A 23,012-nucleotide genomic window follows, 5' to 3' on the forward strand; every position below is an offset into this window, starting at 1 on the left:
TGCCTGCCCCCGGATCCCGCCATGCATAAACATGCTTCCACCAACCGTTACTACCGGCTCGTCTGGAGCCATGTCCATTCCTGCTGGGTCGCCGTCGCCGAAGGCGCGCGCGGGCGCGGCAAGAGCGCCTCGCGCAAGCTGACCGCGCTGCTGGTCGGCGGCATGGTGTCGGGTGCGGCCCTGGCCGCGTCTCCCGGACCGGCCGGCATCGCCGCGCCGGCGCCCAGGGCGCTGCCGGCCGCGCCGGCGGCCAACGCCCTCCCGACCGGTCCGCAAGTGGCGGCGGGCCAGGCCAGCGTCACGGCGAACGGCAGCCAGATGACGGTGCACCAAGGGAGCGACAAGGCGATCCTGAACTGGCAGAGCTTCGACATCGGCGCCAACGCCGGCGTGCGCTTCGTGCAGCCCGGCAGCGGGTCGGTGGCCCTGAACCGGGTGCTCGGCAACGACCCTTCGCGCATCTATGGCCAGCTGCAATCGAACGGCAAGGTATTCCTGGTGAACGGCAGCGGCGTGATGTTCGGCGCCAGCGCCCGCGTCGACGTCGGCGGCCTGGTCGCCTCGAGCCTGGCGCTGCCGGACGGCGACTTCCTCGCTGGCCGCTACACCTTCAGTGGTTCGTCGGAAGCCGGCGCGGTGCGCAACGAAGGCGTGATCCGCACCTCGAACGGCGGCTACGTGGCCCTGCTGGGGCCGGACGTGAGCAATGCCGGCAGCATCATTGCCGGCAAGGGCAGCGTGGCGCTCGGCGCCGGCGAGCAGATCGGCGTCGACCTGCGTGGCGACGGCTTGATCACCCTGCGCGTGGACCGTGGCGCGCTGCAGGCGATTGCCGACAACAGCGGCCTGCTGCAGGCCGACGGCGGCCGCGTGGAACTGAACGCAAAGGGCGCCGATGCGCTGGCGCGCGCCACCGTGAACAACACCGGCATCGTACAGGCGCGCGGCCTGGTGGCCGACGGCGGCAGCATCCGCATGGCCGGCGACGGCGACCTGCGCGCCGGCACGCTGGACGTGTCGAGCAGCCAGGGCCAGGGTGGCCAGGTCGCCATCGAAGGCGACTTCGTGGCGCTGGACGGCGCCATCGATGCGAACGGCGTGCGCGGCGGCAGTGTCGCGGTGACGGCGGGAACCCGCCTGTCGGCGGCGGCGGCGACGAGTGCGGCCGGCCGCAACGGCGCCGGCGGCGACATCAGCTACCGCAGCGGCGGCAGCGTCATCGAAAGCAGCAGCGCCGCAGCGAATGCGAACGGCCTGAGCGCGGGCGGCAGCATCGCCGTCAGCGGCGCTGGCGGCGTGCTGTCCTCGGCCAGCTACAGCGCCAGCTCGGCGCAAGGGAAGGGCGGCCGCATCGACGTCTCCGGCGCCGACGTGCGCCTGCTCGGCGCACAGCTAGACGCCAGCGGCAATACCCAGGGCGGCCTGGTGCGCATCGGCGGCGCTTTCCAGGGCGGCGCCGTGCGCGCCGACGCGCCCGACCTGGCGCGCTTCGTTACGCGCTGGGGCCAGACCGCGCCGATCGCGAACGCAGCCAGCACCTTTGTGGGCGACAACACGGCGATCCGCGTCGACGCCACCGGCCGCGCTGGCCAGGGCGGCACTGCCGTGGTCTGGTCCGACAAGCAGACCACCATGCTGGGCAGCATCGACGCGCGCGGCGCGGGCGCCGCCGGCACGGTGGAGATCTCGTCGAAGGACGAACTGCGCCACGTGGGCCTGGACAAGATCGCCCTGGGCAGCGGCGGCCAGCTGCTGCTCGACCCGAAGAACATCACCATCGGCGGCAGCGGCCCGGCCACCGGTGACTGGACCTACCAGGCGGTCATGGGCAAAGGCTATGCCGGGGGCATGGGCAGCGACCCGGGCAACCTGGACGTGGAGGACGGTTTCGGCACTGCCGTGGCGCTGAACGCCGCCGGCGACCGCATGGCGGTCGGTGCGCACTATGACGATGGCGCCGCCGGCACCGCGACCAACAGTGGCGCGGTCCACCTGTTCAGCTTCAGCGGCGCCAACTTCAGCGGCGCCACGCTGCAGGGCACGATCGGCGCCGGCTACATCGGCGGCAAGAACCTCGATGTGGCATTGCCGGACGGCGCCGAGTTCGGCAGCGCCGTGGCGCTGAACGCGGACGCGACCCGCCTGGCGGTGGGCGCGCCACTCGACGGCAGCGGGGCGGTGCGCCTGTTCAGCTTTGCCGACACGGCGTTTTCCACGCCCACGCTGACCCATACCATCGGCGTCGACTACGGCAGCGCCAACCTGCAGAATGCCGGCGCCTTCGGCTCGGCGGTCGCCCTGAACGCGGCCGGCGACCGGCTCGCCGTCGGCGCCCTGGGCGACACCGGCAACGGCGCCTGCGGCGCCTGCGGCGCGGTCTACCTGTACAACAACGCCATTTCCAGCCCGACCTTCGTGAAGGCGATCGGCGCCGGTTACGGCGCCAATATCGCGTTGCCGCTGGACGCCCAGTTCGGCACCTCGGTCGCCTTCGACGGCGCCGGCGACAAGCTGGCCGTCGGCGCTTATGGCGTCGATGACGGCAGCGGCGCGGTCTACCTGTTCACCGATGCCTATGGCGCGACCAACCGCGTCGCCACGATCGGCAAGGGCAAGGACCTGGACGTGGCGCTGGCTCCCGGCGAAGGCTTCGCGGCAGTCGCCCTGAACAGCGCAGGCACCCGCCTCGCGGTGGGCGCGACGGGCAGCGGCGACACCGGCAGCGTGCGCATCATCGATTTCGCCGACAATCAGTTCGGTTCGCCCTACGTCAGCGCGGTGCTCGGTAGCGGCAATACCGATGGCCCCGGCGCCGCGCCCGGCCTGGAAACCGGCGAATCCTTCGGTTATGCCGTCGCCCTGAACGGCGCCGGCGACCGCCTGGTCGTCGGCTCGCCGTTCAGCGACGGCAACCTGAGCGACAACGGCGGCTACGGCACCGTGCGCGCCTTCAAGCTGAACATGGCCAACGTCGGCTTCGGCAAGACTCCCGGCGCCAGCGTCACCGTGACCACCGCCATGCTGAATGCGGCCCTCGATAGCGGCACCTCGATCACCCTGCAGGCCAACAACGACATCACCCTGGCCGCCGGCAACGCCATCGCGATGAGCGACGGCAGCGGCAACGGTAACCTGACCCTGCAGGCCGGGCGCAGCATCACCCTGGATTCGAGTATCAACACCGGCAATGCCAACCTGACCCTGGTCGCCAACGAAACGGCCGCCAACGGCGTGGTCAATGCCTACCGCGACAGCGGCAACGCCGCCATCACGGTCGCCGCCGGCACCAGCATCAATGCCGGCAGCGGCCAGGTGCGCATGACGATCGCGAACGGCGCCGGCAAGACCAATTTCGGCAGCGGCGCGATCAGCATCAACGGCAACGTGGCGGCCGGCAGCGCCAGCATCCGGAACCTCGGCACCAGCGCCAACAGCAACGTCGTCATCGGCGCCACCGGCGCCATCACCGGCACCGGCAGCGGCCTGATCGAGGTCGTGGCCAGCAACGGCACCTTCACCAACAGCGCGGGCGCCACCGGCATCAACCCGGGCACCGGCCGCTACCTGGTGTACTCGAACAACCCGAATGCCACCACCGAGGGCCTGAGCGGCTACAACAAGCATTACAACCAGACCTACATCGGCTCGGCGCCGGGCTATGCCGCCGGCGGCAACTGGTTCCTGTATTCGATCGCGCCGGTCCTGACCGTGACCGCGGCCTCGGCCAGCAAGACCTACAACGGCAGCGCCGCGCTGCCGGCAATGGGCTATAGCCCGGTCGGTTTCATCGACGGCGACAACGGCACGGTGCTGACCGGCTCGCTCGGCGTGACCGGCTTGCGCAAGGACGCCGGCACCTATGCCATCAATGCCGGCACCCTGGACAACAGCCTGGGCTACACGATCAACTTCATCGGCGCCAACCTGACCATCAATCCGCGCCTGCTGACCGCCACCGTCAGCGGCGTGAACAAGACCTACGACGGCAACAACATTGCCAGCGTGACGTATGGCGACGACCGCATCGGCGGCGACAGCCTGGCGATCAGCGGCACCGCCCGCTTCAGCGACAAGATGGCGGCCGACGGCAAGACGGTCAGCGTCACCGGCATGGGCCTGAGCGGCACCGATGCCGGCAACTACGTGCTGGCTTCGAACACCGGCAGCACCAGCGCCAGCATCTTCAAGCGCGTACTGAACGCCAGCGCCATCGGCCTGAACAAGACTTACGACGGCAGCACCGCCGCCAACGTGGTGCTGGACGACGACCGCCTGTCGGGCGACGTGCTGGCGCTGAGCGCCGGCAGCGCCAGCTTCGCCACCAAGGACGCGGCAAACGGCAAGACCGTGACCGTCACCGGCATCGCTGTCGGCGGCGATGACGCCGCCAACTACTCGCTGGCCTCCACCAGCGCCAGCACCACGGCCAATATCGACCGCCGCGTGCTGAATGCGAGCGCCACGGGCCTGGACAAGACCTACGACGGCAGCAACGCCGCCAACGTGATCCTGAACGACGACCGCGTTTCCGGCGATGTGCTGTCGGTAACGGCCGGCAGCGCCAGCTTCGCCGACAAGGCGGCCGGCGACAACAAGGCGATCGCGGTGGCCGGTATCGCCATCGACGGCCGCGACAGCGGCAACTATCTCCTGGCGTCGAACACCGCCGGCACCAGCGCCACCATCCACAAGCGTACGCTGAACGTCACGGCGGCCGGCGTGGACAAGACCTATGACGGCAACGCGAATGCGACGGTCAACTTCGGCGACAACCGCGTCGGCGGCGACGTGCTGGCGCTCAGCGGGGCGGCCAGCTTCGGCGACAAGCTGGCCGCCGATGGCAAGACAGTCACGGTGACGGGCATCGCGCTGGCCGGCCAGGACAGCGCGAACTACACGCTGGGTTCGACGGACGCCAGCACCACGGCGAATATCGCCAAGCGCGTGCTGACCGTGAGCGCCGGCGGCGGCAACAAGACCTACGACGGCAGCACCGCCGCGAACGTGGCCCTGAGCGACAACCGCGTCTCGGGTGACGTCCTGTCGCTCGGCTACACCGGCGCCAGCTTCGCCACCAAGGATGCCGGCAACGGCAAGACCATCACCGTCACCGGTCTCGCGGCAGGCGGCGGCGACGCCGCCAACTATACGCTGGCTTCGAACAGCGCCAGCACCACGGCCAACATCGCCAAGCGCGTGCTGAACGTCGGCGCCACCGGCCTGGACAAGACCTACGACGGCAGCAATGCCGCCAACGTGATCCTGGGCGACGACCGCGTGGGCGGCGATATCCTGGCGGTGACGGCGAGTACCGCCAGCTTCGCCGACAAGGCGGCTGGCGACAACAAGACGATCGCGGTGACCGGTATCGCCCTCGATGGACAGGACAGCGCCAACTACACGCTGGCTTCGAATACCGCCGGCACCAGCGCCAACATCGGCAAGCGCGTGCTGAACGCCACGGCGGTCGGCGTGAACAAGACCTACGACGGCAACGCCAACGCGACGGTTACCTTCAACGACAACCGCGTGGCAGGCGACCTGCTGGACATCAGTGCGGGCGCCAGCTTCGGCGACAAGTTGGCCGCCGACGGCAAGACCGTCACCGTGACCGGCATTACGCTGGGCGGCAACGACGCCGCCAACTACACGCTGGCGGCGGATAGCGGCAGCACCAGCGCGAACATCGCCAAGCGCGTGCTGACCGCCACCGCCACCGGCGCCAACAAGATCTATGACGGCAACGACCTCGCCAGCGTGACACTGGGCGACAACCGCGTGACCGGCGATATCCTCAGCGTGAGCGCCACGAGCGCTACCTTCGCCGACAAGAATGCCGGCGACGCCAAGGCGATCACTGTCAGCGGCCTGGCGCTCGACGGCCTTGATTCCGCCAACTATACGCTGGCATCGGCCACGGCCGGCGCCAGCGCGAACATCGCCAAGCGCACCCTGCACGCCAGCGCGAATGCGCTCGACAAGGTTTACGATGGCACCACGGCGGTGCAGTTCGGCCTGGACGACGACCGCGTGACCGGCGACCAGTTGGCGCTGACTGCCCTTGGCGCAAGCTTCGGCGACAAGGACGTCGGCCATGCCAAGCTGGTCACCGTGTCGGGCCTGAGCCTGGCCGGCCAGGATGCCGGGAATTATGAGCTGAACGCGACGGTCGGTTCCACCACCGCCTCGATCACGCCACGCACCCTGCACGTCAGCGCCACCGGCATCGGCAAGGTCTACGACGGCGGCACCGCGGCCAGCGTGACGCTGGGCGACGACCGCGTCGGCGGCGACCTGCTGAGCGTCAGCAAGGGCGGCGCCGCCTTCCTCGACAAGAACGCCGGCACCGCCAAGGCGATCCTGGTGGACGGTATCGTAGTCGAGGGCCAGGACGCCCATAACTACGTGCTGGCTTCGACCAGCACCGGCGCCAGCGCCGACATCGCCCAGCGCACCCTGCACGTGAACGCCAGCGGCGTCGACAAGGTCTACGACGGTGGCCTGCTCGCCAGCGTGACCCTGGACGACGACCGCCTGGCCGGCGACCGGTTCGCCATCGCGCGCGACGCCAGCTTCGCCGACAAGAACGCCGGCGGCGCCAAGGCCGTCACGGTGGGCAACCTGTCGTTGTCGGGCCAGGATGCCGGCAACTATGCGCTGGCCGGCGGCACGCTGCACACCAGCGCGGCGATCACGCCGAAGGCCCTGGTGGCAAGCCTGAACGGCAGCGTCGGCAAGGTTTACGACGGCAATACCGGTATCGTGCTGGCGGCCGGTCAAACGGCACTGAACGGCTTCGCGGCGGGCGAGGGCGCGGCGGTCGGCGCGCTGGACGCCCATTTCGGCAGCGCCAACGTGCTGCAGGCAAACGGCGTGCAGGCCCTGCTGCCGGCAGGCGCGGTAAGCGCCGCCGACGGCACCCTGCTGTCCAACTACGTGCTGCCGGCTTCCGTCAGCGGCAACGCCAGCATCACGCCGAAGGCCCTGGCGGTGGTCGGCATGCACGCCAACGCCAAGGTCTACGACGGCACCACCACGGCCAGCCTGGCCAGCATCGGCGCCCTGGACGGCCTGGTGGCCGGCGAAAGCCTGCAGCTGAGCGGCCCGGCCACCGGCCAGTTCGACAACCGCAACACCGGCAGCGGCAAGACGGTCACCGCCAGCGGCTACGCGATCGCCGATGGCGCGAACGGCCTGGCTTCGAACTATGCGCTGGCGAACAGCACCAGCGCAACGGACGGCGTGGTGACCCAGGCGACCCTGACCGTGAAGGCGAACGACGCCAAGCGCTCGGCCGGCCTGCCCAACCCGGCCTTCGGCTACAGCGTCAGCGGCCTGATGGCGGGCGACTCGCCGGCGATCCTGCCGCAGTTCACCACCGCCACCGAGGCCAACCTGCAGTCGGCGCCGGGCAGCTATGCGATCACCGTCAGCTCGCCGGCCACCCTGCAGAACTACAAGCTGGCCTATCTCGACGGCGTGCTGGACGTGACCGGCGCCGCGCCGGAACTGATCCGCGCGATCCGCTCGGCCATCGCACCGGCGCTGCCGGTGGAAGTGGCGGGCGGCGCCAATGTCGCCAGGCAGGAGCAGCGCGAGCTGCCGCGCGTGGAAGCGGTGAATGCCCCAGCCGCGCCGGCCCCGGCCAGCGTCCCGCGCGTCGGCGCCACCTCCGTGACCCTGTCCGGCGGCACCGAAGTCTTTACCCGTAACGGCGGCGTGCGCACCGCGCAATGAACACCATGACCCTATTCGAAACCGGAGCGATCCCTGTGCCAACCCGCCCACATTCCTTGACCTTGCGCCCGCTGGCGCTGGCCGCACTCCTGCTGCCGGCCCTGGCCTGCGCCCAGACCGTGCAGCCGCCGCAGACGCCTGTGCCGGATGCCGGCCGCATCCTCGAATCGAACCGTCCGCCGGCGCTGATCGCGCCGCCCGGTCCGGCGCCGAAGGTGTTGCCGGACACCGCGCCGGTGCACGGCGCCACCCTGGCCGGCGACCAGCGCGTGCTGGTGCGCGGCTTCGTATTGAAGGGCGTGAGCGCGGTGCCGGAAACGGCCCTGCAAGCCTTGCTCCAGCCGTATACCGGGCGCGAGCTGAGCTTCGCCGAGCTGTCGGCCGCCGCCGCCGCCGTCTCCAATTACTACCGGGGCCAGGGCTACTTCCTGGCCTCGGCCACGCTGCCGGCCCAGGACCTGGGCGCCGGCCAGGTGACGATCCAGGTGCTGGAAGGGCGCGTCTCGAACGTCGAGCTGCGCCCGGACGCCAGCGTGCGCCTGGACGCCGCGCGTGCGCGCCGCTACCTCGACGCGCTGGTGCCGCCCGGCCAGCCGGTGCAGGAAGACAGCCTGGAACGCGCGCTGCTGCTGACCCAGGACCTGCCGGGCGTGCGCGCCCGCGCCGAACTCAGTCCGGGTGCGGCGCTGGGCGAAACCGCGGTCGCGGTCGACCTGAGCGAGGGTGACCTGGTCGACGCCAGCATCGGCCTGGACAACTCCTCGAACCGCTACACCGGCCGCCTGCGCGCCACCGCCGGCATCAACTTCAACGACCCGAGCGGCAACGGCGACCAGGTCTCGCTGCTGGCATCGAGCACCGGCTCCGACTTCAAGTACGCGCGCGCCGGCTACGTGATCCCGGTCGGGTCGAGCGGCACGCGCCTCGGCATCTCGTATGCCGGCCTGCGCTACCACCTGGGCGAGGAATTCGAGGCGCTGGATGCGCGCGGCACGGCCAAGGTCGGCCAGGTGCTGGTGACCCATCCGCTGCTGCGCACGCGCCGCGCCAGCCTGCAGCTGCGCGTCGCCTACGAGGACAAGCGCTACGTGAACAGCGCCAGCGGCGCGGAGCTGAGCGACAAGCTGGTGCGCACCCTGCCGGTGGGCCTGGTGTTCGGCGCCCAGGACGCTTGGCAAGGCGGCGGCTACACCAGCGCCTCGCTCGACTTCACGCCGGGTCACCTCGACCTGTCGGGGAATGCCGCCAACGAGGCGGCCGATGCGGTGTCGGAGCGCAGCGCCGGCCGCTTCCTGCGCACCAACTACCTGCTCAGCCGCCAGCAGCGCCTGGCCGGCCCGGTCAGCCTGCTGGCCAGCATCAGCGGCCAGTTCGCCACCAGCAACCTGGAGTCGGGCGAGAAGATCTCGCTGGGCGGCCCGGGCCGCGTGCGCGCCTATGCCGCCGGCGAAGCCAGCGGCGACGAAGGCCATGTGGCCACCCTCGAAGCCCACTACGAGCTGGCGGCGGCGAACGCCGACCTGAGCGCCTTTGTCGACTATGGCCGCATCACGCTGAACCACAGCGTGTACCCGGCCGCGCTGGCGCTGGGCGGCGAGAACAACTATGCGCTCAAGGGCGCCGGCCTGGCCCTGAGCTGGCGTCCATGGACCGGCACCGTGGCCCAGTTCACGGTGGCGCGCAAGATCGGCAGCAACCCCGGCCTGAACGCGAATGGCCGCGACGTCGACGGCAGCAGTTCGCGCACGCGCGCCTGGTTCCAGCTCATGCATTACTTCTGATGCATTACTTCTGATAGGCGAGGCCTGACCTGCTCGCAGGCGCAAGCCCGGTCCGTGGACCGGGCTTTTTTATTCCCACCACGACTTCACGCGCCGGATTGCCGCATCCGTCGCCAAAATCCGCAGTCCGTCGCATCGATAAACACAGGCATGCGCGGCTGGGTTAGAGTTTCCGCACTCTTACTTTCCGAAAAAGGTGCCTGCCATGCCGAAGCTGTCCGCCGTTTGCGTCGCCGTCCTCGTCCTGCTGGGCGCCCCTGCCGTTCATGCGCAGGAAGCGGCAAAGTCCGCCCAGGCCGCGCCCTCGCTGGAAGCGCGTCTCGACGCCCTTGTCGGCGCCAGCTACAAGCCGAACGAACCCGGCGCCACCGTCATCGTGGTCAAGGACGGCAAGACCCTGCTGCGCAAGGCCTACGGCATCGCCGACACGAAGGGCATGAAGCCGATGGAGGCCGGCATGGTGCTGCGCCTCGGCTCGATCACCAAGCAGTTCACGGCGGTGGGCATCCTGATGCTGGCGGAAGAAGGCAAGCTGGCGCTGACCGACGACATCACGCGCTTCTTCCCCGACTATCCGGCCAAGGGCAGGAAGATCACGGTCGAGCACCTGCTGACCCATACCTCGGGCATCGCCAGCTACACCAGCCGTACCGACTATCCGCTGACCATGGGGCGCGACGTGACGCCGGCGCAGATGATCGACTCCTTCAAGAACGACCCGCTCGATTTCGAGCCCGGCACGGCCTACCGCTACAACAACTCCGGCTACTTCCTGCTCGGCGCCATCATCGAAAAGGTGTCGGGCATGCCGTATGCAAAGTTCGTCGAACAGCGCATCTTCGTGCCGCTGGTGATGAAGGACACGGCCTATGAAGGCTACGAGCGCAGCAAGACGGCGCATGCGGCCGGCCATACGCAGGGAGCGCAAGGCTACGAGCACAGCACGCCCCTGAGCATGAGCCAGCCGTATGCGGCCGGTTCGCTGGTCTCCTCGGTCGACGACCTGGCGCGCTGGGACGCCGCCGTTTCGCAGGGCAAGCTGCTGAAGCCGGCCAGCTGGAAGCGCGTCTTTACGCCCTATACGCTGGCCGACGGCAAGTCGACCGGCTATGGCTATGGCTGGCAGGTGGGCAGCTTGCAGGGCGTACCGGTGGTCTCGCATGGCGGCGGCATCAACGGCTTTTCCACCTACGCGCTGCGCCTGCCCGAACAAAAGGTGTTCGTCGCGGTGCTGAGCAATGCCGACGGCGGCGTGGCGAATCCGGGCGTGGTGGCCAGCAAGGCGGCGGCCCTCGCCATGGGCAAGCCCTTCCGCGAATTCCGGGAAATCGCGCTCGACGCGGCCACGCTCGACCGCTATGTCGGCGTCTACGAAGTGGAAAAGGGCATCACGCGCAGCTTCCGGCGCGAGGGAGAGGTGCTGGTCATGCAGCGCAGCGGCCGTTCGCCGATGCGACTGAAAGCCTTTTCGCCGAACGGTTTCTATCTACCGGACGGGTACGACTGGTTCGAGTTCGTCCTCGACGACAAGGGCCGGGCCGCGAGCGTGAACCAGTACTTCGACGGCAAGGAGCTGAAGCAGCCGCGCATCGGCGACGCGCCGGCCGTACGCACGGCCGTGAAGATCGCCAACGAGGCCTACGACAAGCGCGTCGGCCGCTACCAGCTGGCGCCGGGCTTCATCCTCGAACTGAGCCGCGAGGGCGACCGTTACTATGCCCAGGCGACGGGGCAGGGCAAGCTCGAGATCTTCGCGGCCAGCGACACCGTGTTCTTCGCGCGTGCGGTCGATGCCGAGGTGCGCTTCGACGGCAGCGACAGCAGCCAGCTGGTGCTGCACCAGAACGGCCAGCAGATCAAGGCGCCGCGCCTGTAAGCCGGGTTGACCTGGCGGCGAGCTTTGCCGCCACCTGCTCGCGGAAATACCCGCTCTGGACATAGCGGTACAGGTTGGCGCCGGGGCAGACTGTCTTGTCGGAGTGGTCGCGGTGGCTGGCGATGCGTTCGACCGGCACGTCGTACTTCGCCGCGAGGGTCGCCATCAGCGCCACCACGGCGTCGAGCTGGGCCTGGTTCGGCTCGACCTCCTCGAAATTGCCGACCACTTCGATCAGGGCGTGGCCCTTGGGGTCGTACTCGGTGTTGGTGTCGCCGGCAAAGGCGATGTCGCGTGCGGCATAGGTGCGGCCTTCGAGATCGATCACGTAGTGGTAGGGGATGTCGAGCCAGCCCTTGGTGTTGCGCGACCAGGTTTGCAAATTACGCAGGTACTGGTGCACGTCGGTGCCGGGCTTGAAGGTCTCGCCCTGGTGGTGCAGGGTGATGTGGGTGATGGTGTGCCGGCGCGCGCGGCTGGCATCGGCCGGGGTGCCGCCCCATTGCGCCACCGGGACGATGGTGGGCGCGGTGGCGGCAGGCGGTTTCACGGCGCAGCTGGCGCAGGCCAGGGCGATGGCGACGGCGGCGAGGGTGCGTTGGGCGTGGCGGCGAAGGGTCATGGATGGGCTCGCTGTGGAAAACATGCCATCTTTCCACAGGCCCGCGCGCTTGACCATCCCCCATGCAAGCGTGCTCGCAGCAGGGGATGCTTTCCTGTTAAGCTAGGGGCGATACCGCTACCATACCAACCCCATGAGAACCATTGCCCAGATCCTCAAGGACAGCAAGACGATCGCCGTCGTCGGCCTGTCGAACAAGCCCGAGCGCGCCAGTTTCGGCGTGGCCGAGTACCTGCAGCAGCAGGGCTACCGCATCATTCCCGTGAACCCAGCCTACGACGGCCAGGAAATCCTGGGCGAGCGCGTGTACGCCGACCTGCAGGCCGCCGCCGACGCGCTGGCGACGAGCGGCACCCGCATCGACATCGTCGACTGCTTCCGCAAGTCCGAAGACATTCCGCCGCTGGCGCGCGACGCCATCGCCATCCGCGCCGGCTGCCTGTGGATGCAGCTCGAGATCGAGAACCAGGCCGCCGCCGACCTCGCGCGCGCCGCCGGCCTCGACGTGGTGATGAACCACTGCCTGAAAATCGAACACCGTTCGCTCAACGCCTAAGCCCATCATGCTGAAATCCATCCCGCTCTTCCTCGGCCTGGCCGCCGCTTCCCTGTCCGCCATGGCGCAGACGCCAGCCGCGCCCGCACGCGCCGCCGCGCCAGCCGCAAATGCCGCGCCTGCCTCCTGCCCGGCCCTGCTGCACCAGAACTTCAAGCGCCTGCAGGACGAAGCGCCCCAGGACCTGTGCCAGTACGCCGGCAAGGTGGTGCTGGTGGTGAACACCGCCAGCTACTGCGGCTACACCAAGCAGTACGAAGGCCTGGAAAAACTGAACGCGAAATATGCCGCGCGCGGCCTGGTGGTGCTGGGCTTCCCGTCGAACGACTTCAAGCAGGAATCGGCGAACGCCAAGGAAATCGCCGACCTCTGCTACAACACCTATGGCGTGAAATTCCCGATGTTCGCCAGCACCGTGGTCAGCGGGCCGAACGCCAATCCGCTGCATGCGAGCCTGGCCAAGCTGACCGGCAAGGAACCGAAGTGGAACTTCACCAAGTACCTGATCGGGCGTGATGGGAAGGTGATCGAACACTTCCCGAGCAAGGTGGCGCCGGAAGATCCTGCGCTGGTGAGCAAGATCGAAGCGGCGCTTTGATATTGGCGATGCGGTGATTTCGTTACTGCAGTCGATAGCGTGACATCCGTAGGGTGGGCGCCCCGTGCCCACGCGTGAAATGTGAACATTGTTGGCCTCTTTTTGCGTCAACACTATGCAAACTTCACGCGTGGGCTCGGGGCGCCCACCCTACGAACATTAACGTCATCGTCCAAGTGCACGTTATCCTTGTGCTCGCTTCATAAGCGACCACAACAATGTCGTTTTTGATTTGCATCAACGATTTTGTTGCGACGCATCAATAGACTTAACTCATCGCACAACGACAACACGATGAGGTAAGAAAAATGAAGAAGTTCAGTATCAAACTGCTGGTGGCCGTCCTGGGTCTGGCAAGCGGCGCCGTCATGGCGCAGGAATCCCCCTGGCTGGTGCGTGCACGCGCGGTGCACATCGATACCGCCAACAAGTCCGATCCCGTGGGCGGCGTTGGCGCGGCCAACCTGATCCGCGTCGAAAGCAAGACCATCCCCGAACTCGACGTCAGCTACTTCCTGACCCCGAACATCGCGGCCGAGCTCATTCTCACCTACCCGCAAAAACACGACGTCAGCCTGGACGGCGCGAAGATCGGCAGTTTCAAGCACCTGCCGCCGACGCTCACGCTGCAGTACCACTTCGCACCCGAGAAAACCTTCAGCCCGTACGTGGGCGCGGGCGTGAATTACACCCGCATCTCGAAGGTGCGCCTGCTGGGTGGCGCCGGCGACCTGGAAAACGATAGCTGGGGCGGCGCGCTGCAGGCCGGTTTCGACGTCAGGCTGGACCGCAACTGGTCGCTGAACGTCGACGTGAAAAAGGTGCAGATCCGCAGCGACGTGTATGTGGGCGGCGCGCGCGCCAGCAAGGTAAAAGTGGACCCGATGCTGTTTGGCGTCGGTGTCGGCTACCGCTTCTGAGCGTCAAGCGCTGACAGGTGCGTCCAGCACCGCCAGCATCGGGCCGCGCAGGGCATTGCAGACCATGATGCCCTCCGCCTCCTCCAGCATCGCGCGCGTGACGATGCCCTCGACGGCCTGCCAGGCCGGCGCCTGCAGGATCACCGCGCGCGTCACCCCCGGCAGCAGGCCGCAGGACAAGGGCGGCGTGATCCACTGCCCGCCGATGCGCACGAACACATTGCTGCGTCCTCCTTCCGTCAATTCCCCGCGCTCGTTGAAGAACAGGGCGTCGAAGGCGCCTTGCGCTTCGGCCGCGCGCCAGGCCGCGTCGTAGCGCCCGCGCACCGCGGTTTTATGGCGCAGGAAGACGTCGCTCGAATCCACTGTGCTATCGGCCAGGACCACGCGCACCGGCTCGTGCAGCGGCGCCAGCGGGGCCGAGCTCACGGCCAGCCTGGCGTCGGCACCGCTGGCCAGGCGCAGGCGGAACACGCCTTCGTGCGGCAGGGCCAGGCAGGCGTCGACCACCAGGGCGCGTGCGGCGTCCAGGTCGAACGCGCGGCCGAAATACGCGCAGGAAGCGCCGATGCGTGCCAGGTGCTCGTCCAGGTGGCGCGGGCCGTCCGCCCACGAAGCCTTGATGGTCTCGAAGATCTCGAATTCGTTCGGCAGCCCGGTCAGGAAGCGCGCCTTCAGCCGGCACTCGGCGTATTCGCCCTGCGGGTCGCTGTCGTAGACGATCCCGGCGCCGACGCCGAGTTCGCCGCGCCGCAGGCCTGCGCCGGCGCCCAGGGACAGGGTGCGGATCGGTACCGACAGGCAGAAGTCGCCATACGCCTGTCCGCTTGCCGGCGGATCGAACCAGCCGATCGCGCCGGTGTAGACGCCGCGCGGGTCGGGTTCGAGTTCGTCGATGATCTCCATGGTGCGGCGTTTCGGCGCGCCCGTGATCGAGCCGCAGGGGTAGAGCGCGGCGAATATCTCCGCCAGCGTCGCGTCCGGCCGCAACTGCGCGCGCACCGTGGAGGTCATCTGCAGCACGGCGCCGAAGCGCGTGACTTCGAACAGCTTCGGCACCGCCACGGTGCCGGTTTGCGCCACGCGGCCGAGGTCGTTGCGCAGCAGGTCGACGATCATCAGGTTTTCGGCACGGTTCTTGGTGTCGAGCGCCAGGTCGGCGGCGCGGCGCGCATCGATCTCCGCATCGCCGCCCGCCGGCGCCGTACCCTTCATCGGCCGCGCCAGCAGGGTGCCGGCCGTGTGGCGCACGAACAGCTCGGGCGAGAAAGAGAGCAGGGCGCCGCCGTCCGGCAGCTTGACAAGGGCGCCATACGGCACCGGCTGGCGCGCGCGCAGCCGCTCGTACAGGGCGAACACCGAGCCGAAGGCATCGAAGCGCAGGCGGTAGGTGTAGTTCACCTGGTAGGTGTCGCCGGCGGCGATGTAGTCGCGGATGCGGTCGATGGCATTCACGAACCGGTCTTGGTCGACATTCGCCCGCACGTCGGCGATGCCGGCCGGTGCAGTATCGACTGCGCGCGTGGCGACCCAGCTCGCGGCCTGCTGCGCCGTCATGCGCTCGCAGCGCTCGAACAGCAGCACCTGGGCCAGCGGCATGTCCGTCAACGGCTTGGCGGGGATATCGAGCAGATGGGCGCCGAGTTCGTAGCTGAGCACCGGCACGGCGAACTGGCCGCGCGCCAGCGCCGCTTCCATCTGCGCCAGCACGGCGTTCCAGCCGGCGGCATCAAGGCAGGTCAGCGTGCCCGCATGGCCGCTGTAGAGGCGCGACTGGGCATGCGCCTGCCCGTCCGGGCTCGCATCGTCGAGCAAGGCAAAGACTGCTGCGGAATTCATGGAACGCTCAAGCTGCCAGCAGGAGCGACAATTGTACGCCGGTGCCGTCCGACGGATGCTGGCGGAAGCCGCTCTTGGCATAGCGGTGCCAGCGCCCGGTGACGTAGCTCACCAGCAGGCTGGCGCGCGCGGCCACATCCGCCTCGACGCCATGGCCCTGCGTGACGGCCAGGCGCAGGGCGCCCTTGCAGGCCAGCTCGATGCGGTCGTAGAAGGCGTTCATGCGCAGCTGCAGGCGCTCGTCCTCGTTGACCAGGGCGTCGCCGATCAGCACCCGCGTCATGCCGGGATTATTCGCGGCGAAGGCGAGCAGCATCTGCAGGATCGCATGCGCCTGGTCGACGCCGCGCTCTTCGTTCTCGACGATCTGGTTGATCACGCCGAACACGCTGGTCTCGATGAACTCGATCAGGCCCTCGAACATCTGGGCCTTGCTGGCGAAGTGCCGGTACAGTGCCGCCTCCGAGACGGACAGGCGCGCCGCCAGGGCGGCGGTGGTGATCTTCTCGCCCTTCGGATGCTCGAGCATCGCGGCCAGGGCCTGGAGGATTTGCAGCTTGCGCTGGCCCGGCTTGGTACTTGCCATGGGTTCCGTGAGAGTGTGTGGTTGATCAGCGTAGACGGTGCAGCTGCTTCGGCAGCTTGCGCACGGATTTTACTTTGACATCGACGTACGTGGGGCGAATCAGCCGCCGCGGCCGCGCATTGGCCAGCGTGCTGCGCTCGGCGTGGCGCAGATAGCCCGTGACCCACACGGTGCGCAGGCCGAGCTGCTTGGCGGTCTTCAGGTTGGCCAGGGTGTCCTCGACCAGGATGCAGTCGCGCGCGGCCACGCCGTGGCGCCGCAGCACCCGCGCCAGCATCAGCTTCGAGGGCTTGGGGCGCAGCTGGCGGTGCACATGCATCTGCTCGATGGCGATGTGGTGGGCGAAGTGGCGGCCCAGGTTCAGGTGGCGCATCACCTGGGTCGAATAATCGCGCGGCGCATTCGTGAGCAGGATCTTGCGGCCCGGGAGGCGCTGCAGCAGGCGTCCGAGGCCGGTCTCGGCGCGCATCATCGCGCGCAGGTCGCCGATGTCGTGGGTCTCGCGCAGGAAGTCGGCGGCCAGCACGCCGTGGTGGCGCATCATGCCGAGCAGGGTGGCGCCGTAGCGCTTCCAGTAGCCGAGGCGCGCGGCATCGATCTGGGCTTGCGTGACCTCGTTGATACCGTCGTTCAGCACGCGCGCGATGTACAGGTTCATGTTGGCGCTGATCGCCGGGAAAATGGCGTGCGATGCGTCGTGCAGGGTGTTGTCAAGATCAAACAGCCAGACGGGCGAAGAAAGCTTAGTATTTGGCAAGATTTTCAACTAGGAGAATAAAGTGCGACGTCCGATTATAGTGGTGTTCCTCAGCCTGTTTCTCAGCTCGTTCCTGATGGCCTTCCAGGCGCTGGCCGCCGAGCGCGGTGCGCTGTTCAAGGTGACCGACAAGGAGCACACGCTCTACCTGTACGGCACCATCCATGCCGGCAAGCCCGATTACTATCCGCTCGAGCCGCGCATCAGCGGTGCGCTGGCGGCCGCGCCCACGCTGGCGCTGGAAGTCGATGCGATGCGCGATCCGCAGGCGGTGGCGGCGGTCTTCCAGCAATACGGCATGTTCGCGCCGGGCAGCCCCGGTTATGCGGGCCTGGCGCCCGAGCGCCGCGCGCGCATCGAAGCCGCGCTGAAAGGCCAGGGCGTCGATCCGGCCGCGGTGGCGCCGCTCAAGCCCTGGATGCTGATCACGCTGCTCGCCGTTGCCGACCTGGCCAAGCTCGGTTTCGATCCGGCCCTGGGCGTGGATGCCCACCTGGCCGGCCAGGTGCGCGGCAGGATCCCGATCGCCGAGCTGGAAACAGTGCAGTACCAGGCCGCGCTGTTCGACCGCCTGCCGCTCGAGATGCAGTGGAAGCTGCTGGAAGAAACGTTGGAGCACATGGCCTCGGGCCAGCAGCTGCGCGAGTCGCGCGAACTGTTCGATGCCTACGAGCGCGCCGACCAGGCCGCGCTGGACCGCATCGCCCAGCGCATCGAGACCGACACCGACCTGATCGCGAAATTCACGCGCGAAGTGCTGCTCGACGAGCGCAACGGCCCGATGGCCGACAAGGTGGCGGCGATGGTCAAGCGCGAGAACAATGCGGTGGCGGCGGTGGGCTTGCTGCACCTGCTGGGCAAACGTGGCGTGCCGGAGCTGCTGCGCGAACGCGGACTGAAGGTGGAGCGGGTGTACTGAGAACTGTGCTGAAAAGCGCGGGGGAGAGTGCTGCCGGGGAGGTGGTGCCCTTGACGTGGATTGAACACGTGGCCTCTCCCTTACCAAGGGAGTGCTCTACCACTGAGCTACAAGGGCTGGTAGATAAGATTGCGGCGGGCGAACCCGCCGTAACGACAATTGCTGCCGTCGAAAATCTTAGTGCGACCGGATCATAGTGCCAAAAGCCTGTTCGGTCAAGACTTCCAGCAACAAAGAGTGTTCGATGCGGCCATCGATGATGTGCACGGTGTTCACGCCCGACTTGGCGGCGTCCAGCGCCGACGAGATTTTCGGCAGCATGCCGCCCGAAATCGTACCGTCCGCGAACATCTCGTCGATCTCGCGCGCCGACAGATCGGTGACCAGGTTGCCCGACTTGTCCTGCACGCCGGCGATGTTGGTCATCATGATCAGCTTTTCGGCTTTCAGGATTTCCGCGATCTTGCCGGCGACGACGTCGGCATTGATGTTGTAGGCCTGGCCGTCCTGGCCGAAACCGATCGGCGAAATGATCGGGATGAAGGCGTCGTCCTGCAGCGCTTTCACGACCGCCGGGTTGATGGCTTCGATTTCGCCGACGAAGCCGATGTCGAGGAACTCGCCTGGTTTTTCCTTGTCGGGCATGGCCATGCGGCGTGCACGAATCAGGCCGCCGTCCTTGCCGGTCAGGCCGACCGCCTGGCCGCCGTAGTGGTTGATCAGCATGACGATGTCCTGCTGCACTTCGCCGCCCAGCACCCACTCGACCACTTCCATGGTTTCTTCGTCGGTGATGCGCATGCCCTGCACGAAGGTGCCCTGCTTGCCGATCTTCTTCAGCGCGTTGTCGATCTGCGGACCGCCGCCGTGCACCACGACCGGGTTCATGCCCACCAGTTTCAGCAGGATCACGTCGCGCGCGAAGCCGTGCTTCAGGCGTTCGTCGGTCATCGCGTTGCCGCCGTATTTGATGACGATGGTCTTGCCGTGGAAGTTACGGATGTAAGGAAGGGCCTCGGCCAGGATCTGTGCCTTGATCTGCGGCGAGACCGCAGTCAGGTCACTCGATTGGTCCTCGGTCTTCAGGCTGGTCAACTGAGCGTTCATGGAGAGTCCGAAATAAAAGTGGCGGAGATTTTACAGGCAACACGCCCACCCCTGCAGGCATTATATGGCGATCTTGTTGTATTTTATGGTGTGACCTATTCAGGATGGCCGCCGATGTATGCTTGGACGATATTACACATGACACAGGAACCCTGTCGCGAGGGTGCGCGATGAGTACATGCAGCCGCTGCGGCGCCGCGTTCGGCTGCGCCATGGTCGATGGCGGCGAAGGCCCATGCTGGTGCACGCAATTGCCGCCGGTGGTGCCGGTGCCGAACGTGGCCGGCGCCGATGTGCCCGTTACCGGCACAGGCGTCGCCGTGGACACGGCGTGCTGGTGTCCGGCCTGCCTGAAGGCGCATATCGCGGAGCAGTCGCGCTCGTAGGGTGGGTACTCGTACCCACCTGGTGTACTGCCGTGCGGTGGGTACGAGTACCCACCCTACCGAAGCCGCCCGATCAGTTGTAGGGTGGACTCGGGAGTCCACCCTACAAAACGGCAAAGAATGTCCGTTCACCGGCGCCGGCAAAGTTGAAATGTCCGCGTTCCCAGCTTTTCACCGCTGCGTCGTGAAGAACCGCAGCATCTCCCGGCTCGCATCCGGCCCCTTGCCATCGGTATAGCTGCCATGCGCGCTGCCGCCCGACCAGGCGTGGCCAGCCCCATGGATCACCCAGTGCTCGGCATGCACCTTGCCGTCGGCGCGCTTGTGCGTGGTGCGGGTAAACGCGTGGCCATCGGGCACGTGGCCGGGTTCGACCGCCATCGCATCGGTGTTGTCGCGCGCATGCACCATCAACTGGTCGCCGTTCGCCGGGTGCACGGTCTTGTCCTGGTCGCCGTGGAAGACGATGATCGGGATCGGCTTGCCGGCCTGGTGGCGGCGCTGGAAGTCGCCCTTCATCGCCGCCAGCGCCGACGGCAAGTCGTGCGCCGAGGCGAAGGGCAGGCCCGAGTGCACGCCGACCGCCGCATACAACTCTGGATACAGCGTGCCCATGATGGTGGCCATCGCACCGCCCGCCGACAGGCCGGCCACATATACCTGGCCCGCATCGACCGCGTATTCCTGCATGATCTCGCGCGTGATGCCGGCGATGATCGACGGTTCGCCCTGGCCGCGTTGCTGGTCGACGTTGTTGAACCAGTTCCAGCAGCGCGAAGGATTCGCCTGGCGCGACTGCGCCGGATACACGACCAGGCAGCCGGTTTCCTCGGCCAGCACGTTCATGCGCGTGCCGCGGGCGAAGTCGTCGGGGTCCTGGGTGCAGCCGTGCAGCATCACGACCAGCGGCGCCGGTCTTCCGGTGTAGCTGCTCGGGACGTACAGCTTGTAGCTGCGGGTGCCGGCCGCGTTCGTGTAGCTGCCTTCGCTGACGCTGCCGGGCAGGGCGGGGGCGGGGTCGTTGGCGGCCACGCCGGTTCCAAGACCCCGGCTCAGTTCGGCCAGCATGTCGTGCATGTCGGTCTTGCCCGCGCCGGTCAGTCCGGCGCCAGGCTGCAGCTGCGACAGGTTGCGCATCTGCTCCTGGGCGGCCTGGGTCATGGCCGAGGCGTTCTTCAGGGCATCCTGGATGACCTTGCTCGTATCGACGGGCTGGTGCCGCATCATCTTTTTGGTGGCCGCGCGCATCTGCGCGAACAGTTTGTTGTTCAGTTTCATTGTGGCTTCCTTTCGTGCGCCTAGCGGATGCGATCCGCCAGTGCGGCTTTCAAAGTCGTGCTTGCGTGGAGTGCCCCAAGTACCGAAATCGATTCGATCGTGGCCAGCGCCAGTTCCACCGGCACGTCGCTGGCGATGCTCGCCATGCCCAGCACCTGGATCTGCAGGCGGATACCTGCCGCCTGCGCCGCTTCCAGGTCGGCGCGCGAGTAGTGGTGCATGCCCAGCACCAGGCTGCGCCGCGCCACTGTTTGCCGGACCACGTCGGCATGCGTGTTGAGCTGGTTCCGGATCGCGGTGCGGATCAGGTCGGTGCGGTTGCTGTAAAAGCCTTCGCTGACCAGCAGATCGATCTGGCCCAGGTCGATCATGCCCAGGTTGATCGTGATCTTTTCCGACTCCGCAATCTTCGGTTTCTGCTCGTTTTTAAGCTCCTGATTGCTGACAATGTCGCTGCGCATCCTTACACCTGCCTTTCACTGCGTGTATCGAAACCATCCATTTACCATCTGTGTGGATGGTCATTGGATGGCAAGTCTACGCCCATCGACCCAAAGGTCAAGCACAATTCGATTGGATCGGGTAATCTCTTCCGCCATGAGTCCAGAATTGCAACCCGGCCTGCGCTTCGAATGGCGCTACACGGTACCGCCGCGCGCCACCGTGCCCGCGCTCTACCACGACACCGCTTTTTGCCTCGACATGCCCGACGTGCTGGCCACCGGCTACATGGTCGGCATGATGGAGCTCGCCTGCGTGAACGGCATGCTGCCTTACCTCGACTGGCCGCACGAGCAGAGCCTGGGCACCATGGTGAATTTCCAACACCTGGCGCCGACGCCGCCCGGCATGACGCTCACCATCCGCGGCGAAGTGACCGAGGTGGAAGGCCAGCGCGTGCGCTTCAAGGTCGAGGCCTGGGACGATGTCGAGCGCATCTGCGAAGGCACGCACGAACGCTGCGTGATCGATCCGCAACGCTTCAATGCCCGGGTGGCGCGCAAGATGGCGGGAGTGTCGGCATGAGTGCGCTGTCGCTTCCGGAACTGCAGACGCCGGTGCCGTCGCCCTGCATCAGCCTGTGCCAGATGGACAAGCAGACCGGCCTGTGCCAGGGCTGCATGCGCACCATCGACGAGATCATCGCCTGGAGCAAGGCCGATGACGACTACAAGCGCGCCGTGTGGAAGGAAATCCGCCGCCGCGAGTCTGAGCTGGACTTCGGCTGAATGACGCCGCGCCTGCCCGCCAGCATGCAGGTGTTCGAGCGCGGCTGGCTGTCGGCCAACAACGTCCTGTTCACCGGAGCGGAGACCGCGCTGGTCGACAGCGGCTACGTCACCCACGCGCCGCAGACGCTGGCGCTAGTGCGCCATGCCTTGAAAGAGCGTCCGCTCGATCGCCTGGTCAATACCCACCTGCATTCGGACCACTGCGGCGGCAACGCGGCGCTGCAGGCGGCGTATGGCTGCCACACGGCGATTCCTGCTGCGGAAAGCCTCAAGGTCGCGGCCTGGGACGAGGCGGCGCTGAGCTACCGTGCAACCGGACAGCAATGTCCGCGTTTCGGTTTCGATGCGGTGCTGGCTCCCGGTGATGAATTGGAACTGGGGGGCCTGCGCTGGCAGGTACTCGGCGCGCCGGGGCACGATCCGCATGCGCTGCTGCTGTTTTGCGCGCAGGAGGGCGTGTTGATCGCGGGGGATGCGCTGTGGGAGAACGGCTTTGGCGTGATCTTTCCCGAGCTGGCGGGGGAGCCCGGGTTCGACGAGACGCGTGCGACGCTGGATCTGATCGGCACGCTGGATGCGCGCGTGGTGGTGCCGGGGCATGGGCGGGTGTTCGATGACGTGACCGGCGCGCTGGCGCGGGCGTATTCGCGGCTGGATTATTTGTCTTCCGATCCGCGGCGTAATGCGGAGAATGCGGTGAAGGTGCTGGTGAAGTTTTTGCTGCTGGAGCGGCAGAGGATTGCGTTGGCGGAGATGCCGGGCTTGTTGGCGTCCATACCCGTTGTCGCAGGTGCGCTAAGGCTGGTTGGACGCGGGGG

18 protein-coding genes and 1 tRNA gene are annotated in these 23,012 nt (G+C 67.4%); 11 read left to right on the forward strand and 8 right to left on the reverse strand.

All coding sequences use genetic code 11. From position 1 onward, the window contains the following. The first annotated feature begins 21 nt into the window (after nt 1-21). The 3 genes from QPK31_RS01580 to QPK31_RS01590 all read left to right on the forward strand — a co-directional run bounded on the left by QPK31_RS01580 (nt 22) and on the right by QPK31_RS01590 (nt 11,394). The gene (locus QPK31_RS01580) at nt 22-7,737 is read left to right on the forward strand and encodes a YDG domain-containing protein (protein WP_290421186.1); all 7,716 of its coding nucleotides are present in this window, start codon (nt 22-24) and stop codon (nt 7,735-7,737) included. A gap of 56 nt (nt 7,738-7,793) precedes the next feature. Further along, nucleotides 7,794-9,518: a ShlB/FhaC/HecB family hemolysin secretion/activation protein gene (locus tag QPK31_RS01585; RefSeq protein ID WP_290421187.1), complete on the forward strand. Its 1,725-nt coding sequence runs from the start codon at nt 7,794-7,796 to the stop codon at nt 9,516-9,518. 205 nt (nt 9,519-9,723) lie between these two features. After that, complete coding sequence (locus QPK31_RS01590; protein ID WP_290421188.1) at nt 9,724-11,394, forward strand: serine hydrolase; 1,671 nt, start codon at nt 9,724-9,726, stop codon at nt 11,392-11,394. On the opposite strand, the gene QPK31_RS01595 is transcribed toward QPK31_RS01590, so the two are convergent. Next, on the reverse strand, nt 11,375-12,016 hold the full coding sequence (locus QPK31_RS01595) for a peptidoglycan recognition family protein (protein WP_290421189.1): 642 nt from the start codon (nt 12,014-12,016) through the stop codon (nt 11,375-11,377). The genes QPK31_RS01590 and QPK31_RS01595 overlap by 20 nt on opposite strands. A 133-nt stretch (nt 12,017-12,149) precedes the next feature. Here QPK31_RS01595 and QPK31_RS01600 point away from each other — a divergent pair, with 133 nt between their 5' ends. The 3 genes from QPK31_RS01600 (at nt 12,150) to QPK31_RS01610 (ending at nt 14,090) form a co-directional block, all read left to right on the forward strand. Continuing rightward, nucleotides 12,150-12,572, forward strand: coding sequence for a CoA-binding protein (locus QPK31_RS01600; RefSeq protein ID WP_290421190.1), 423 nt, complete (start codon nt 12,150-12,152; stop codon nt 12,570-12,572). A 7-nt stretch (nt 12,573-12,579) separates the two neighbouring features. After that, on the forward strand, nt 12,580-13,170 hold the full coding sequence (locus QPK31_RS01605; RefSeq protein ID WP_290421191.1) for a glutathione peroxidase: 591 nt from the start codon (nt 12,580-12,582) through the stop codon (nt 13,168-13,170). A gap of 308 nt (nt 13,171-13,478) precedes the next feature. Then, nucleotides 13,479-14,090: an OmpW family protein gene (locus tag QPK31_RS01610; protein WP_290421192.1), complete on the forward strand. Its 612-nt coding sequence runs from the start codon at nt 13,479-13,481 to the stop codon at nt 14,088-14,090. Nucleotides 14,091-14,093: 3 nt separating this feature from the next. On the opposite strand, the gene pabB is transcribed toward QPK31_RS01610, so the two are convergent. From pabB to QPK31_RS01625, 3 genes are read right to left on the reverse strand one after another with little or no spacing between them, the layout of a single operon-like run. Beyond that, a complete protein-coding gene (gene pabB, locus QPK31_RS01615) occupies nt 14,094-15,929 on the reverse strand; it encodes an aminodeoxychorismate synthase component I (protein ID WP_290421193.1) in 1,836 nt (611 codons plus the stop codon). Between the two features lie 7 nt (nt 15,930-15,936). Then, a complete protein-coding gene (slmA, locus tag QPK31_RS01620) occupies nt 15,937-16,515 on the reverse strand; it encodes a nucleoid occlusion factor SlmA (RefSeq protein WP_290421194.1) in 579 nt (192 codons plus the stop codon). A 25-nt stretch (nt 16,516-16,540) separates the two neighbouring features. Then, on the reverse strand, nt 16,541-17,272 hold the full coding sequence (locus QPK31_RS01625) for a pyrimidine 5'-nucleotidase (RefSeq protein ID WP_290421195.1): 732 nt from the start codon (nt 17,270-17,272) through the stop codon (nt 16,541-16,543). A gap of 22 nt (nt 17,273-17,294) precedes the next feature. Between QPK31_RS01625 and QPK31_RS01630 the strand changes: the two genes are divergently transcribed. Next, nucleotides 17,295-18,191: a TraB/GumN family protein gene (locus tag QPK31_RS01630; RefSeq protein WP_290421196.1), complete on the forward strand. Its 897-nt coding sequence runs from the start codon at nt 17,295-17,297 to the stop codon at nt 18,189-18,191. Between the two features lie 42 nt (nt 18,192-18,233). Here QPK31_RS01630 and QPK31_RS01635 read toward each other — a convergent pair. Both QPK31_RS01635 and argB read right to left on the reverse strand, forming a co-directional pair. After that, nucleotides 18,234-18,308 (reverse strand) — tRNA-Thr (locus QPK31_RS01635). 60 nt (nt 18,309-18,368) lie between these two features. Then, nucleotides 18,369-19,298 carry an acetylglutamate kinase gene (argB, locus tag QPK31_RS01640; RefSeq protein ID WP_229436204.1) on the reverse strand — a complete coding sequence of 310 codons (930 nt, stop codon included), beginning with the start codon at nt 19,296-19,298 and terminating at the stop codon, nt 18,369-18,371. Between the two features lie 170 nt (nt 19,299-19,468). Here argB and QPK31_RS01645 point away from each other — a divergent pair, with 170 nt between their 5' ends. After that, entirely contained in the window at nt 19,469-19,684 is a 216-nt protein-coding gene (locus QPK31_RS01645; protein ID WP_290421197.1) for a cysteine-rich CWC family protein, read from the forward strand. Between the two features lie 171 nt (nt 19,685-19,855). On the opposite strand, the gene QPK31_RS01650 is transcribed toward QPK31_RS01645, so the two are convergent. Both QPK31_RS01650 and QPK31_RS01655 read right to left on the reverse strand, forming a co-directional pair. Continuing rightward, the gene (locus tag QPK31_RS01650) at nt 19,856-20,962 is read right to left on the reverse strand and encodes a PHB depolymerase family esterase (RefSeq protein ID WP_290421198.1); all 1,107 of its coding nucleotides are present in this window, start codon (nt 20,960-20,962) and stop codon (nt 19,856-19,858) included. A gap of 20 nt (nt 20,963-20,982) precedes the next feature. Then, a complete protein-coding gene (locus QPK31_RS01655; protein ID WP_290421199.1) occupies nt 20,983-21,423 on the reverse strand; it encodes a CopG family transcriptional regulator in 441 nt (146 codons plus the stop codon). 136 nt (nt 21,424-21,559) lie between these two features. Between QPK31_RS01655 and QPK31_RS01660 the strand changes: the two genes are divergently transcribed. The 3 genes from QPK31_RS01660 to QPK31_RS01670 all read left to right on the forward strand — a co-directional run. Next, on the forward strand, nt 21,560-21,988 hold the full coding sequence (locus QPK31_RS01660; protein WP_290421200.1) for a thioesterase family protein: 429 nt from the start codon (nt 21,560-21,562) through the stop codon (nt 21,986-21,988). Next, nucleotides 21,985-22,191 carry a DUF1289 domain-containing protein gene (locus tag QPK31_RS01665; protein ID WP_290421201.1) on the forward strand — a complete coding sequence of 69 codons (207 nt, stop codon included), beginning with the start codon at nt 21,985-21,987 and terminating at the stop codon, nt 22,189-22,191. The genes QPK31_RS01660 and QPK31_RS01665 overlap by 4 nt, the downstream gene beginning before the upstream one ends. Then, nucleotides 22,192-23,012: MBL fold metallo-hydrolase (locus QPK31_RS01670; RefSeq protein ID WP_290421202.1), on the forward strand; the 821-nt coding region annotated here is incomplete at its 3' end.

The organism is Massilia sp. YIM B02769 (assembly GCF_030411995.1).
Lineage (GTDB): Bacteria > Pseudomonadota > Gammaproteobacteria > Burkholderiales > Burkholderiaceae_D > Telluria.